The sequence below is a fragment of the Psychrobacter sp. FME5 genome, from assembly GCF_014861375.1.
In the GTDB taxonomy this organism is placed as follows: Bacteria; Pseudomonadota; Gammaproteobacteria; order Pseudomonadales; family Moraxellaceae; genus Psychrobacter.
Window position 1 is genome coordinate 1 of the sequence record NZ_RRYX01000076.1, and the last position, 14,516, is coordinate 14,516.

At 43.4% G+C, this 14,516-nt stretch carries 12 protein-coding genes; 5 read left to right on the forward strand and 7 right to left on the reverse strand.

Features of this window, described 5'->3' with window-relative positions; translation table 11 throughout:
- The 3 genes from EI161_RS10100 to EI161_RS10110 form a co-directional block, all read right to left on the reverse strand.
- On the reverse strand, positions 1-140 hold a 140-nt coding region (locus EI161_RS10100; RefSeq protein WP_192529371.1), incomplete at its 3' end, for a helix-turn-helix domain-containing protein.
- Between the two features lie 53 nt (positions 141-193).
- The gene (locus tag EI161_RS10105) at positions 194-1,501 is read right to left on the reverse strand and encodes a PAAR domain-containing protein (protein WP_192529507.1); all 1,308 of its coding nucleotides are present in this window, start codon (positions 1,499-1,501) and stop codon (positions 194-196) included.
- A gap of 210 nt (positions 1,502-1,711) precedes the next feature.
- Positions 1,712-2,716, reverse strand: coding sequence for a lipoate--protein ligase (locus tag EI161_RS10110; RefSeq protein ID WP_192524270.1), 1,005 nt, complete (start codon positions 2,714-2,716; stop codon positions 1,712-1,714).
- A gap of 251 nt (positions 2,717-2,967) precedes the next feature.
- Here EI161_RS10110 and EI161_RS10115 point away from each other — a divergent pair, with 251 nt between their 5' ends.
- Positions 2,968-3,774: a hypothetical protein gene (locus tag EI161_RS10115; RefSeq protein WP_192524271.1), complete on the forward strand. Its 807-nt coding sequence runs from the start codon at positions 2,968-2,970 to the stop codon at positions 3,772-3,774.
- 131 nt (positions 3,775-3,905) lie between these two features.
- Here the strand turns inward: EI161_RS10115 and EI161_RS10120 are convergent, their stop codons facing one another.
- Positions 3,906-5,504: a GMC oxidoreductase gene (locus EI161_RS10120; RefSeq protein ID WP_192524272.1), complete on the reverse strand. Its 1,599-nt coding sequence runs from the start codon at positions 5,502-5,504 to the stop codon at positions 3,906-3,908.
- 414 nt (positions 5,505-5,918) lie between these two features.
- Between EI161_RS10120 and EI161_RS10125 the strand changes: the two genes are divergently transcribed.
- Both EI161_RS10125 and EI161_RS10130 read left to right on the forward strand, forming a co-directional pair.
- Entirely contained in the window at positions 5,919-6,821 is a 903-nt protein-coding gene (locus EI161_RS10125) for a DMT family transporter (RefSeq protein WP_192529508.1), read from the forward strand.
- 316 nt (positions 6,822-7,137) lie between these two features.
- Complete coding sequence (locus EI161_RS10130; RefSeq protein ID WP_192529509.1) at positions 7,138-8,241, forward strand: alkene reductase; 1,104 nt, start codon at positions 7,138-7,140, stop codon at positions 8,239-8,241.
- Positions 8,242-8,496: 255 nt separating this feature from the next.
- Here EI161_RS10130 and EI161_RS10135 read toward each other — a convergent pair whose 3' ends face one another.
- Positions 8,497-9,543: a pirin family protein gene (locus tag EI161_RS10135; RefSeq protein ID WP_192529510.1), complete on the reverse strand. Its 1,047-nt coding sequence runs from the start codon at positions 9,541-9,543 to the stop codon at positions 8,497-8,499.
- A gap of 175 nt (positions 9,544-9,718) precedes the next feature.
- Positions 9,719-11,020 carry an NAD(P)/FAD-dependent oxidoreductase gene (locus EI161_RS10140; RefSeq protein ID WP_192529511.1) on the reverse strand — a complete coding sequence of 434 codons (1,302 nt, stop codon included), beginning with the start codon at positions 11,018-11,020 and terminating at the stop codon, positions 9,719-9,721.
- Positions 11,021-11,659: 639 nt separating this feature from the next.
- Here EI161_RS10140 and acs point away from each other — a divergent pair.
- Positions 11,660-13,621, forward strand: a complete 1,962-nt coding sequence (acs, locus tag EI161_RS10145) for an acetate--CoA ligase (RefSeq protein WP_192529512.1) — start codon at positions 11,660-11,662, stop codon at positions 13,619-13,621.
- 196 nt (positions 13,622-13,817) lie between these two features.
- Positions 13,818-14,396, forward strand: coding sequence for a hypothetical protein (locus tag EI161_RS10150; protein WP_192529513.1), 579 nt, complete (start codon positions 13,818-13,820; stop codon positions 14,394-14,396).
- On the opposite strand, the gene EI161_RS10155 is transcribed toward EI161_RS10150, so the two are convergent.
- Positions 14,377-14,516, reverse strand: a 140-nt coding sequence (locus tag EI161_RS10155; protein WP_192529514.1) for an IS1 family transposase, incomplete at its 5' end; no start/stop codon positions are given. The genes EI161_RS10150 and EI161_RS10155 overlap by 20 nt on opposite strands.

Here is a 14,516-nt window from a genome sequence, read left to right on the forward strand (position 1 = left end):
GTGGTTTTACTATGAAGACGCTTTTTCCACTTCTGGATAGTCGTTGGACTGATATCATAGAAAACAGCAGCTTCGGCAAAGGTCATGCCCTCATCTAAGCTTTTTAAAACTTGTTTGCGATAATCTAGGGAGTAAGTCATGGTCGTTTATACTGGTAATCGTTTAATTGATTTATTTTATAACATTTTTGTGGTCATCTGACTATAGCACCCATAGTAGAGCTGCCGTTGGAACCTGTAACAGTCCAACTTTTACCAAAACCACCACTTCCTGCTACTGTTGTACCATCATTGGTAGTTTCAATAGCAGCACTGGCTGGACCAACTTCGACTGAGTATGAATGTCCTTGACCTGATAGTATGGCATCTGTGGCTTTAACATTATCACCAGTATTGCTGCTTATAATACGTCCAACCCCTACTTGAACACTAATAGATGGCGCTTTATTAGTATTAAGGTTAGCATTTGCTATTACGGGCTCATATACGTTCCCGTTATGAACGTTTACAGACATTCCTATATCAATACCAAAATGTTTAACACCCGCGCCACCTGCGATATATATAAAGTCTACGTTCGATCTTTGGCCGAATCGCAGCATAGCAGTTGCTGCTGATGCCTTAGTTCTCTCGGGGAAATCCTTAAATCCAGCTTCTATAATACCAAGATTTACAATCATTGCATTTTGAGTATGCTTGGCAACTTCAACTGTTTCCTTAGCTAATTTACCTGCTCTTCTTTCGTAGCTTTTAGCAGTCGAATGTACACTATTAGACATGCTTTGACCAATTTCATCTGCAAGTGCAATCGCTTTGTTTTTATTTCCGTTTTGTTTATACCAAGGTAGATTAGAGTTAACACCGTTGTTCTTAGGTGCTGTTCTGTTAGGCATCATCCGATTCATATCGGGATCCCACTTCATATTTGGGTTGGATGGATTATAGTTTCCAAATCCTGAGGTGCTTGCTGATAAATTGCTTGGTTTATCTGCTAAATCATAGCTACCTAAATAATCTCCTTCGTTATTGTATTCATCGACTGCAATATTGCTAAAGTCGTCTTCTGAAGCATAACTATCTAAATAACCACCTTCATTACTGAACTCGATAAATTCAATAGAAAAATGAACCTCTTCAGGTTCTTCCTCATCATCCTCTACAAAGCTATTCCCAAACAAAGCCTCTGGCTCCGACTTCGGAAACGCCAAAGGCGCTGCCTGCGCAATACTGCCTACATCAAATCCTGACTCTGCAAACGACTGCTGACTAGCAATTAGTTTAGCGCCGCAGCTAGTGACATCGCCGCCACGTGCAATGGGTGCGCCATCGACGATAAAAGATGCATCACCACTAAGAATAGTGGTGACCTTTTTGCATTTTTTACAAATAACTTTATCGCCTATACGCGAGATTGGGATACCGTTATGAGTGGTGTGCGGTGAGCCGGAGATGACCGTCCCACCGTGAGAGGTCTTTGCGCCAACTGTGATATAGGCTGCCATAGTGCTACCTTGCTTAAGCGTTTAAAGTTTGGACTTTTATCGCGGATCTATTATTTGCATCACATTATAGATGGCTAGAGCGTTAAATATCAAACTTAAGTTGTCTAAAGGTGTAATCTATATGGCAAGCTCAGCCTGCGCAAAGTATAAAGGTGATTGACGGTAGTAAAGACTTGAGACTCTTTAATCAGTATTAATACAAGCAAAAATCTAACCTCCCATCTCACTAATCATCCACTTAGACACATCATCAATTTGCGCTGCCAATTCAGCATGCGCTTTGGCTAAGTCATCGAGCTTGTTTTTAATATCGACTTTGTTGTATTTGATGCCAGTCAGCGCGTCTTTTAATAGGTCAATCAGCTCAACATTTAGTGCATCAGAGAAAATAACCACCTCGCGTATCACTGCTTGCTTCACATCAAGGTGACAATCAATAATGCCCCAATCAAAGCGCGTTTCAATATGATGGGTAAATTCAGGCGTCTTGCCAAAGCGCCAATCCCAATCTGCCATTTGCTGATAGTATTTATTAAGATTAGGCTGCTTGGCGAGGCTGGCTTCATCCAATTCTTCTACTGGCGCAGTATTACCATGATATTCACAAAACGCCTCGATAATGGCTTCGGATAAGGTTTCGTGATTGATTTCCTCGTTAAATTCTACTAAGTTAGCGACGCGAGCGCGTACCGATTTGATGCCTTTGGCTTTCAGCTTAAGCGGGTGCGGATTGAGATAATCGCCCAGTTTTTGCATATTGGCATTGACCAGTAAAGTCCCGTGATGAAAACTGCGATCGGCGGCATGTTTAAAGGCGCTGCCTGATATTTTTTTATCACCGACTTGCATATCGTTACGACCAGATAAATCCGCGTCTATACCTAATTTCTTTAGCGCATTGATAATGATAGTAAAGTTGGCTTCTTGGTCATAGTCGTCTTTGGGTGATAAAAAGGTAAAGTTGGTATTGCCCAAGTCATGAAATACCGCGCCGCCACCACTTTGCCGCCGCGCCAAAAACACCTCGTCAGCTTTCATCTTATCGATTTTGCATTCTACCCAGGGATTTTGCGAGCGCCCAATGACCACGGTCTCGCTATTGCGCCATAAGAACAGCGTGTGTGAGTCGGGATTGAGCGTATTAAATATCCAATCCTCAGTGGCGAGGTTAAACCAAGGGTTGGTCACGGCAGACTTTAAGATGCGTAGTTTCATTTATTTATCCTTTTTTAGGGTGTGAGTTTAAAAGTTTTAAAATTAACTATTATTTTATATAGGTTAAAAAAATAGAAAAAAGTTGGCAAATAATCTATATCTTTTACTGACTTTATGGAATGACTAGGTATAATGCTACCTAAGATACGTTTGAGCGATTTTATATTGGATTAATGCCTACTAAAATAGGGCTCTATAACGTAGTAGAATCGCCCATAAAACACTCATTATTAAAATAGTGACACTCAAAAATGAATAGTACACCAAGGAAAGTCAAGTTCTCTACTAAAATGAGCCTTCTAAAAAAGAAGCCGATTGCACTATTTTTTGGATTAATATTTTCTTTTTTTGCCTTGCTGATGGCTGTTATTTTCACCCTGATATTCTCTTTTACGGGTAATGATAGCCCAAAAATAGACTATGATTTAATCGACTCTCAAGGTATAAAAACGAGCGCTGAAGTCACTAATATTGAGGTCGAAAGCAACGTAACCATAAACGATATTCATCCGACAATCATCTCATACCAATACCTCAAAAATAATGAGGCAGTTAGATCTAAATACAAAGTTCTGGAAGGTAAAAGGATCGAAGATCTCCAGGTTGGCAATAATCTAGCTATTAAAGAACTAAATGGTCAATCAATCATACAGAATTTAAAGCCTTACCGCTTTCCAGTGGTGTTGCTTTTTCTGATACCTATACCGTTCTTACTATTTGGCATGCCATTTTTAATTTATTTATTTATTAGCACTAGAAAAGAGCTAAAACTCTACAAGTACGGGCAAGTCGCTACGGCACGTATCGTTTCTATGATGCCAAAATACGCCATTCCTATTATCAGTTTAGGACAAGGTGTCATCGTGCATTATGAGTATGAAACGAGAAATGGTAATAAAGTGATAGGAGAGTCATTAACCACGGACTTCTCAATTATAAGCGATAAAAGAACAGGGGATGAAGTTTCTATCTTTGTAGCAGCGAACAATGAGCATGAGTCATGCGTCATTCCAAAGCTAGAATCGCTTCGCAATAACTGGGGTATCGCCTCTGTGTAAGTTGGATAAATGAGATACGGTCATTGTTGTCGATGCGGGGTTGGAGAATATAAACTCCACCAAATCTAACAATAAAAAACGCTCTTCAAGAGCGTTTTTCATACTTCTAACTTTTGAAAAGCTTCAACAACCTAACCAAAATCTTCCTTCAAAATACTTGTCATATTACGCTCGGCAAGTCCGGTAATAAAGACATACGGATTGACCCCAGCGCTACCAGGAATCAACGCCCCATCTTGCACATAGATATTTTCGTGCCCTTTGACGCGCCCAACCTCATCGGTCGCTTTGCCTAATACGCAGCCACCGAGTGGGTGATAGCAAAAGTCATCGCCGAAGCCTTTGTTAAATAGCAAGCTTGAGGTAGAGCCGCCATTGGCTTTGGCGAGCTTATCTAACAGCTCTTTAGCGGCATTTACTGAATATTCGTTTTGCTTACGTTTCCAGTTAAGCTTGACGGTTTTTGAGGTTTTATCATAGTAATAGTTGCCACGTTCTGGATTGTCGGTGATGGCAAGGTATAGCGTCGTCCACGTTTCAAGTCCTAACGGCAATGGCGCGAGCTCAGCAAAGATTTTATACTTTGAGCCATCTCTATCACCATCCCACATATTGATGGCTTTGACCGGAATGGTGGATTGGGTGGTACCAGCGGCGTGGACGAAATTTCGGCCAGTCATGATATTGCCGTTGGGACCCCAATGCTGTCCAATATGCTGGTCTAGATGGTTTAACTTTCCTTCAGCTTGGCTTTTAAGCAGCAACTCTGAGGTGCCAGTACTGCCCGCATTAAGAAATAGCTTATCGCAGGTGTAATGCTCAACTTTATCAATGCCGCCAGTTTTATTAATGACGTGAACTTCTAAGCGCAGCTGGTCGTTATCGAGCGCTTGGATGCTATTAACTTTGCGTAAGGTTTTGACCGATACATTGCCAGTGGCTTCGGCATTTTTTAGGTAGGTTAAGTCCAGTGAGAACTTGCCAGCGTTATTGCCATAAATGACTTCGCCGCCCAGTCCTGATTTATAGACTTCACCACGCGCTTCCTTTTGCATATAGTCAAAGTCATAGCTATTACCGAAAAATTCGGTTTTAAGTCCGGCTCTCGACGCTTGGCGTTCAGCAGCACGAGTAAACTCATAATGCTCGGACTCATTAAAAAACGATTCAGGAATTTGGCTAACTTTGAGTTCCCTCATGGCGCGAGGAAAGTAAGTGTCGTACATCTCGTCAGCATCAATCCACGGAAATACCGCTTCAAAGTGCGAACGTCTGGTCTGAATGGCAATCGCACCATTGACGATAGAGCCACCACCGTAAGCGCGTCCGGCAAACACTTTCATATCGTCATATTCGATTAAGTCTAGAACGCCGGGATATTTTTTAATGGGAATCGGAATAGTTATGGGCGCATTCGGCCAATTGCTAAACCAGCTTGAGCGTTCGTCAGCGTTGATCATTTTACAAAAGGTATCGTGCTTGGAGGTGCGATCCCAGCGCATACCCATCTCCAGTATCAATACTTTATGACCTTTTTCGCTTAACCGTAGCGCTGATACCGCGCCGCCATAGCCACTACCAACGATAATATTAGGAAAGTGCCCCGCTTGGGTAATTGTATTGGGTAGTTTTGGCTGCTTTGCAAGCGTTTGGCAGCCACTCACCGCAGCGGAGGTACCGATAGCGCCTAAGCTCAGACCCATGGCTTTAATCAGTTGACGTCGTTGCATGCTATGTCCTAATGGTCAGCGTTTTTGCTCGTAAAGTTGGCTATATATAAAAGTGATTGCTGCAGTTTAAAGTAAGACAGCGCTATATTAGCAAACATAGGTTTCTTATTTGTTGCTTTTGCCTGATTACTCCTATGACCCATCAGTATAAATTGAGTTTACAAAGCGGATGTTGATGCGATTATTATCTTTTAAACTCGCGCGGTATGGCCCAATAATCAGAATCTATATGGCGCTATACCGCCTCTAATTTATCAGGGTGCAGCGATAAGGATATCGATTTTATTTTGGAAAAATTTAAGCTATAGAAAAACCTGCGAGCAGTATAAAAAAACAACACCTATTGAGCACTTAAAAAGTTATCATCGTGGTTTTTTTACGCCGCATTTTCAAACGCTTGATAGGAAAGATCCCATGTCCAAACGCGACCTCATTACTTTTATAACCCTGTCCTTTATGTGGTCGCTGTCTTTTATATTTTATCGTATTGGTGTACCAGAGTTTGGCTCGTTGGCCTTTGCCAGCTTGCGGGTGATATTTGCTGGGCTGGTTATGCTGGCCTTTATACTGCTAAATAAAAAAAACAGAGTGGGGATTCGAGAGCATTGGAAGCTGTTGGCGTTGGTTGGTATATTCTCCGCCGCCTTGCCATTTATGCTGTTTTCTTTTTCGGCGCGCTCAGTAAATGCTGGCGTGTTGGCGGTGCTCAATGCGTCTGTACCGATGATCAGTGGCTTGATCGCCAGTACTTTTTTTAAAGACAAACTATCCAAGAAACAAGTTTTTGGCTTGCTCATCGGTGTGGTTGGCGTGGTTATTTTGATGAGTGAGAGTCTGTTTGGCGGTAACGGGCAGGGGACAGGTGTCGTCGCAGGATTATTGCCCATGGGTTATGCGCTATTGGCCTGTGTCGGTTATGCGGTCGGGGCCAATATCACCAGAAACTATTTGGATAACGTCTCGCCAGTGGCAATTACCGCAGGGTCGCTCATTATTGCCAGTGTAATGATGCTACCAGTGGCGTTATATGAATTTCCCTATGGCAAAAGTATCAGCATGAAAGCTTGGTTATCAGTGGTTTGTATCGGTGTGTTTTCAACCGCTATCGCCCTGATTTTTATGAACCAATTGATTAAAAATATCGGCCCAACGCGGGCGACCAGTATTACCTTAGTGATTCCGATTTTCGCCATTATTTTTGGTTATTTGTTGCTTGACGAAGCGCTTGATATCCAAGCCATTATTGGCTCAATGGTGATATTATTTGGTACGTATTTGTCGTTAGAGCTGTCGATTAAAAAGATGCTAAAGTCGTAAAAATACTATAAATTAAAAATGGTCTGTTGGTCATTAAAATTCACTCACTCTATTATCTTAATAGGCTTATAAGTGCACATAAATAGTGAGTTTTTAAAAGTTGCAAATATACGTGTGACGCTGTTTTTGTTTGTAAGTTTTGCTTGGAATAGCCGCAATTATCCTTATAAAGAACACGGCTGACCAATAGCTGCTTAGCGATTTATGTTCATGTAAAGATCAATTCATTTGTAATTAAAGACAAAGTACTAAGCGCTATTTACTTATGAGTAATAAACCCGCCAATAGGGTTTTATAACAACAAACAAGGCTTTTTATGGCACACGATAATTTATTCGAACCCGTCAAAATGGGCATCCAGACGTTAAAAAACCGCATAATCATGGCACCATTAACGCGCTTACGTGCAGTCGAGCCGGGTGATGTTCCTACGGCGCTCGCTAGCGAATATTACTCGCAGCGTAGCGGTGCAGGGTTAGTGATTACCGAAGCGACGCAGGTATCTTTTCAGGCAAAAGGCTATGCGGGCGCGCCTGGCATTCATACCGAAGACCAAACGACGGCATGGAAAACCATCGTCGATAATGTCCATGCAAAAGGCGGCAAAATCGTCGTACAGCTATGGCACACGGGTTTGGTCGCCCATGAAAGTGTCCAGCCTGATGGCAAAGCGCCTATCTCTGCCTCTGATATTGAAGTTGGCGTACGTACTACGTTGCGTGATAGTAATAACCAAGCGATTCGTGCGGATGCGACGCCACCACGTCCTGCGACACTGGATGAAATACAGCAAGTCATCGCTGACTTTGGTCTTGCCACCAAAAATGCCAAAGAAGCAGGCTTTGATGGGGTAGAGATTCACGGTGCGCATGGCTATCTGTTGCATCAATTTTGGGCTGAACATACCAATAAGCGTGATGATGACTACGGCGGTAGCCGTGAGAACCGTGCGCGCTTGACGCTGGCTGTCATCGATGCTTGTGTGAATGCATGGGATGCTGACCATGTCGGTATTCGTATTTCACCGCTTGGTACTTTCAATAATGTCGAAGCCGGTTATCATGAAGACGAAAACATTTGGATGATCGAGCAGATTAATAAACGTGGAATCATGTATCTGCATCTATCTGAGCCTGATTGGGCAGGCGGTACACCGTATAGCAACGAATTCCGTCAGCGCGTTCGCGATGCCTTTGGTCAAATGATTATCGCCGCTGGTGGTTATACCGCTGAAAAAGCAGAGAAAAATATCAACGATGGTTATATCGATGCGGTTGCCTTTGGTCGTGACTATATTGCCAATCCTGACTTGGCTGAGCGTATCCGCGAAGGCGCACCGCTCAATGAGCAGCAACCACAAAGCTTTTATGGTGGCGGCACAGAGGGCTATACCGATTATCCATTTTTAAACCAAGCATAATCGTTTAGACCTTAAGTCACTTTACTAAAATAGAGTAAAAGCCAAAAAAGCCACCTTGCTATTATTAGCAAGGTGGCTTTTTTAATTATTCAACTTAATTATATTGCACTATAATCAGTGAAAATTAATATCAATAAACCATACATCACGTACTGCAGGTACCGTTTTTTCTTGCTTACTGTGCCTACGCAGACAGAGGCTGCAAAAAAACGATACCAGCAGTATCGTAGCGTTTTTAAAGTGTTTTAACGTCAGCTATTTTCCAAAGTTACCGGTTTGATAGTCACGAAACGTTTGTTTTAACTCCGCTTCTGTGTTCATCACAAACGGTCCGTAGCCTGCAATCGGTTCACCGATAGGCTCGCCACTTAATAGTAGTAATTTAACAGGATTTGGCGCTTGCTTATCAGTAGGTACTTTAGGGTAAGTGAGTTCGATCGTATCGTTTGCCTGCATCACTGACGATGCATTTGTAGAATTTGTATCACTGTTAGTCGGTGCTGTAAACTGAATCAGGCTACCCGCTGCTACTGCTGTATCATTAATAAGTAGCTCGCCTTCTTGGACCAATATCATGACATTGTGCGTGTTGGGTACTTGCAGCGTCGTTGACCCTGCGCTATGCAATTCGATATCCCATAAATTAATAGGAGTAAAGGTGCTTGCAGCGCCTGTCGTCTCTTGCCATTCGCCTGCAATAATGGCTGCTTTGCCAATAGTAGCTTTAATTTTAGAGCTTTTAATATCAGGGCTTTTAATATCAGAACCTTTTTTCTCAAAGCCTGTATTTTGAAAATCTGTATTCCCATTATCGGTTAAGTCAATGACAGGCAGCTCAGCACGTTTAAGGGTTTGATATTTAGGGTCAGTCAGCTTGTGGCTGCTTGGGAGATTGACCCATAATTGCACCATACTAAAGTCACCGCCACGCTGCCCAAATTCTGGCGAATGAAACTCTTCGTGCATAATGCCGCGTCCAGCCGTCATCCATTGCACATCACCTTCTTGAATCACACCATAACCACCGGTCGAATCGCCATGACTGACTTCTCCTGCATAGGCGATAGTGACCGTCTCAAAGCCTTTGTGCGGATGCTGACCTACGCCGTGTGGCTGCGACTCATAGTTTGGGTTTGGCTCGAAGCTGGTAGGTTTACCGTAATCTAATAGTAAAAACGGGTCGGTATGATGGTAATTAAAGTCAGGGCTACCCTCAAGGTGATTCACTAGGGTTTTTACATAAAAACCGTCGCCGACCCAATGTGGTTCTTTTTCATTATGGATATGTTTGATTGAGCGCATTTATCACCTCATAAGCCTAAGCATATTATTTAATACCAATAATTTTATTAATATTAAAAACTGGACACTGTTAAGCCGTCCTAAATTTATATCAATCTATATTATGCTTATTTTAACAGTTATCAAGTGTTTGGCTGAGATAAAAGTCAATTTAAATCCAGTCTATTTATTACAGTTAAACCACTTCACCGCAAACAAAACCACTTGCCCACGCCCATTGGAAGTTATAACCACCAAGCCAGCCAGTCACATCAAGCACTTCACCGATGAAGTACAGCCCGTCTTGATAATTACTCTGCATGGTTTTTGACGAGACTTCATCGGTTTTGATGCCGCCACGCGTCACTTCAGCAGTACGATAACCTTCGGTACCAGAAGGCTTAAGTTGCCAGCCGTTGAGCGTTGCGCCCAGCTCTATTAAACGCTCATCTTTAATATTGGCAAGCTCGGTATCTTTGATATCTTCCCATAGATGCGTTTGTAGTGCGGCCAGCAGCTTTTTAGGCAACGCACCATCGGTATAGTCCGCCAGAACTGTGCGGATAAGTTGTTTGGGATGTGATTTTTTATGCGCAAGCAAAAGCGCAGTCACATCACTATCAGGTAGCAGATTAATGCTAATGGTTTCGCCGATATGCCAATAGTTTGATAGTTGCAGCATCGCAGGGCCAGATAAGCCGCGATGGGTAAATAGCAGTGGCAGTTTAAATGAGATGCGCTCATTACTAGCAATCACTGGTAGGCTGATTCCAGCAAGCGAACGAATCAGCTCACCGGTTTTATCGGTAAAGGTAAAAGGCACTAAACTAGCATCAGTGGTTATGAGGGTATGGCCGAACTGCTGCGCCAATTCATACCCAAAGCCACTAGCGCCCAACGTTGGAATGGATAGGCCACCAGTCGCCACCACCAAAGACTCACAGCGATAGCTGGTTTGTGGCAGCTTGGTTTGATGGTTCGACTCTTTTCTCTCTTGTTTCTCTTTTTTACTGAGCTGCTTGCTGGTTATTAACTGAAAGCGAGTGTTTTCATTGTTGTCGCTCACTTGTACGCTTTCAATGTGAGTGTTGAGCTTTACTTGCACACCGACGGCGGCACATTCATCAAGCAGCATGGTCAAAATATCTTGTGCTGAGTCATCACAAAATAACTGACCGTGTTCACGCTCGTGGTAGGGGATTTTATGCTGCTCAACCATGCCAATAAACTCCCAGCTAGGATAACGACTGAGCGATGATTTGCAAAAATGTGGATTGCTGCCGATAAAATGCTCAGGCTCAACGAAATAATTGGTAAAGTTACAACGCCCACCACCTGACATCAGGATTTTTTTGCCCGCTTTATTGGCATGGTCGAGCACTAATACGCGGCGACCACGGCGACCCGCCGTGAGCGCACAATATAATCCAGACGCACCCGCGCCGATGATAATGACATCGTAATGGTTGTTTTGAGGTGCATTGCGAGGATGGTTCATGGCGGTTTTTCCAAAAAGCGATAAGCTTTAAAAAGTAGAGATTAAAATTGAAAATAAAAAATAAGATAAGTAGCGTGTTTTATACAAAAAATAGAGAGTTGTCTATATGGTTTGTTACTAATATAGTTTGCCACCAATATAGTTGATTCAGCTTAAAACTGATACGAGTGCTACTGGAGTAAATTTTTCGCTGCCTCTGTCGGCGTAGGCACAGCAAGCAAGAAAAATTTATAACGGTAGCACTGTGGCTAGCAGTGTATCGGTTTTATTTAGAACTGCTTATATAGTGATGCCTTTAGGGGTGCTATTGTCCATGTTTTATGTCAGGTTACAAGGATTAAATAGCGCTGTGATACATTCTTTATATAGTAGATTCATTGTAAAAACGATGCAATGCTATTACTTGAAAAATAACTGCAAATCATGAGCCTACCGATAAAATAAGAGGGTATTATCAAGTACACCGCTATACAGTGATATTGTTGTGATTAGCCGTTGATGTCTTGCAACTATTCCGCTTATTTGTCAAACTATCCTTAAGGGTCAGACATTATGGAAGATGACTCTTATAACCTGCGCATGCCTTCGTTATCAACGACTGTTAGTACAGGTCATAATAATTAAAAAAGGATAACCACTATGACCCAGAAATCATTTCCTATTGCGGCTGAATTTCTAGCCGCCGCTAATACTACTCCCGAACAATATCGCCAAGACTACGAGAAATCTATCGAATCTCCTGAGGCGACAGATGCCTTTTGGGCTGAGCGTGCTGAGCTAATTGATTGGATAAAAAAACCCACTAAAATCAGCGATGTTAATTATGATTTAGATGATTTTCGCATCAAATGGTTCGAAGACGGTGAGCTAAATATTTCTGTCAACTGTCTCGATCGCCATGTCAAAAAAACCCCGTACAAACCAGCCATCATCTGGGAGGGCGATCACCCTTCATTACATAAAATAATCTCTTTTAAAGAGTTGTTTGAAGCGGTCTGCCGTTTGGGTAACTCATTGCGCAAGCTTGGGGTCAAAAAGGGCGACCGCGTCACCTTATATATGCCGATGATACCCGAAGCCATGATAGCAATGTTGGCCTGTACCCGCATCGGGGCGGTGCATTCAGTGGTATTTGGTGGTTTCTCTGCTGAAAGTTTGGGCAATCGCTTAATAGACAGTCGCTCAAAAGTTATCATTACTGCGGATGAAGGTTTGCGCGGTAACAAACACACGCCGCTCAAAGCTAATGTCGATCGGGCGCTTGATATGGATGGCACTGATAGCGTGACCAATGTCATCGTCGTGCACCGTACGGGCAACTCTGTGCCGATGAGTGGCCGCCGTGATGTTTGGTATCATAATTTGATCGATGGTGAGTCAAAGCATTGCGAACCTGAAGTGATGAATGCCGAAGATCCGCTGTTTTTATTATACACCTCCGGCTCCACTGGTAAGCCCAAAGGCGTGTTGCATACCACGGGTGGTTATATCACTTATGCTTTGTCTACTTTCCGCGATGTTTTTGATATCAAAGAAGATGATGTTTATTGGTGTACAGCGGATGTCGGCTGGGTAACCGGTCATACCTATGCGACTTATGCACCGCTGGCCAATGGCACGACTACAGTGATGTTTGAAGGGGTTCCAGAATACCCAACATGGGCTCGTATCGGCCGTATTGTCGATAAGCACAATGTGTCTGTTTTATACACTGCACCGACGGCTATTCGAGCGATGATGAAAGAGGGCGATGCCTTTGTTCGTGAATCGGATCGCTCAAGTCTGCGACTTCTTGGCACGGTCGGTGAGCCGATCAATCCAGAGGCATGGGATTGGTATTATAATGTCGTTGGCGGCGGCAAGTGCCCAATCGTTGATACCTGGTGGCAGACTGAGACGGGCGGTATCTTACTGGCTCCAATCCCAGGTACAGTTGCGCTAAAACCGGGTGCAGCGATGAACCCCTTATATGGTATCAAACCAGAAGTGGTGGATAGTGATGGGGTGATATTAGAAGGCTCGGCTGCGGGTAACTTGGCGATTAATAGTAGCTGGCCGGGGCAAATGCGTACGATTTATAATGACCATGAGCGCTTTTTAAAAACCTACTTTACTGAATATCCGGGCTATTATTTTACCGGTGATGGGGCGCAGCGTGACGAAGATGGGCACTACTGGATTACCGGTCGTGTCGATGATGTACTCAACGTCTCAGGGCATCGTTTAGGTACGGCAGAAGTTGAGAGTGCGGTGGTCGCCCATCCTGCCACGGCTGAAGCGGCGGTGGTTGGCATGCCGCATGACGTTCGAGGCATGGGAATTTGTGCCTTTATTATCTTAAAGTCTGGCGAAGAAGAAACAGAAGCGCTAAAGGCTGAGCTCAACCGTCATGTACGCGCTGAGATTGGACCGATTGCCAACTTGGATTCTATCCTCATCGTCGATGCGCTACCCAAAACTCGCTCGGGTAAAATTATGCGCCGTATCTTACGCAACCTAGCGGCGGGGCAGTATGTTGGTTTGGGTGATTTATCGACCCTTGCTGATAGCTCGGTGATTAATCGATTAGTCGAGGTGGTCAAAGCATCTCGAGGAGAGTAGCTTTAGCCGTTTTTTTAAATACTAAGCAGCTAAAATCCAAGCATTCTAAATGCCAATGTTCAAATTTTAAAAAGCCATGTTATTGAAGGTAGCATGGCTTTTTTACGTAGATGATATTGATACCAACAGTACCTGCAGTACGTGATGTAGCGATATTACTTCTCACTGACTATACTTAATAAAGGCGACTGTCACCATGGCGCATCAATCTTTACACGCGACTGATATTGCATCACCGAAAATAGCCATCATTGGTGGCGGTCTAACCGGACTGTTTACGGCCACATTATTAGAGCGTGCCTTCACTCAAAACCAAACCCAAGAACAAAACCGCAGCCACAATCAAGACAAACCCAGCAGTCCGCACATTATTGTCTTTGAAAAGTCTCGAAGCGTTGGGCGTTTAGCCACGCGCTATCGTACCGATAGTCATACTGGTAAAAACTGGCAATGGGCATTTGGGGCGCAATTCTTTACCGCCAAGACCAATAGTTTTCAACAGTTTATCACGCCTTGGTTGGACACAGGATTGCTACAACCGTGGCGCGCGCAAGTGATCGATTTAACGCCAGCGACTGCTACTGAAACGAGCGATGCTACTCAATCACCAGACAGGCAAAAAAAGGAACAATGGAATACCACGCAAGCCCGCTATATCAGCACTCCCAAAATGACCAGTTGGGGACGGACATTGGCCGAAGAACTAACGCACACAACTATAAAATTTAGGTGGTGTTCTAAAAAGTATGCTGGCATCAGACGTAGCCATAATTGATGTAAAAGAACACCATATCAAACACTTTGAAGTGATTATTGAGCTTCTTAGAGAAACAACAGGTTTTTCTAACCGCTCGTCTTAATCGGTGTCTAAGGCGACAGTTATTACCCTCTATAC

What these genes read in the sequence shown, in the direction of transcription:
- EI161_RS10150 (WP_192529513.1), top strand. Translation starts at nt 13,818, where the DNA reads ATGGCGCATCAATCTTTACACGCGACTGATATTGCATCACCGAAAATA.
- EI161_RS10105 (WP_192529507.1), bottom strand. Translation starts at nt 1,501, where the DNA reads ATGGCAGCCTATATCACAGTTGGCGCAAAGACCTCTCACGGTGGGACG.
- acs (WP_192529512.1), top strand. Translation starts at nt 11,660, where the DNA reads ATGACCCAGAAATCATTTCCTATTGCGGCTGAATTTCTAGCCGCCGCT.
- EI161_RS10120 (WP_192524272.1), bottom strand. Translation starts at nt 5,504, where the DNA reads ATGCAACGACGTCAACTGATTAAAGCCATGGGTCTGAGCTTAGGCGCT.
- EI161_RS10115 (WP_192524271.1), top strand. Translation starts at nt 2,968, where the DNA reads ATGAATAGTACACCAAGGAAAGTCAAGTTCTCTACTAAAATGAGCCTT.
- EI161_RS10110 (WP_192524270.1), bottom strand. Translation starts at nt 2,716, where the DNA reads ATGAAACTACGCATCTTAAAGTCTGCCGTGACCAACCCTTGGTTTAAC.
- EI161_RS10140 (WP_192529511.1), bottom strand. Translation starts at nt 11,020, where the DNA reads ATGAACCATCCTCGCAATGCACCTCAAAACAACCATTACGATGTCATT.
- EI161_RS10125 (WP_192529508.1), top strand. Translation starts at nt 5,919, where the DNA reads ATGTCCAAACGCGACCTCATTACTTTTATAACCCTGTCCTTTATGTGG.
- EI161_RS10130 (WP_192529509.1), top strand. Translation starts at nt 7,138, where the DNA reads ATGGCACACGATAATTTATTCGAACCCGTCAAAATGGGCATCCAGACG.
- EI161_RS10135 (WP_192529510.1), bottom strand. Translation starts at nt 9,543, where the DNA reads ATGCGCTCAATCAAACATATCCATAATGAAAAAGAACCACATTGGGTC.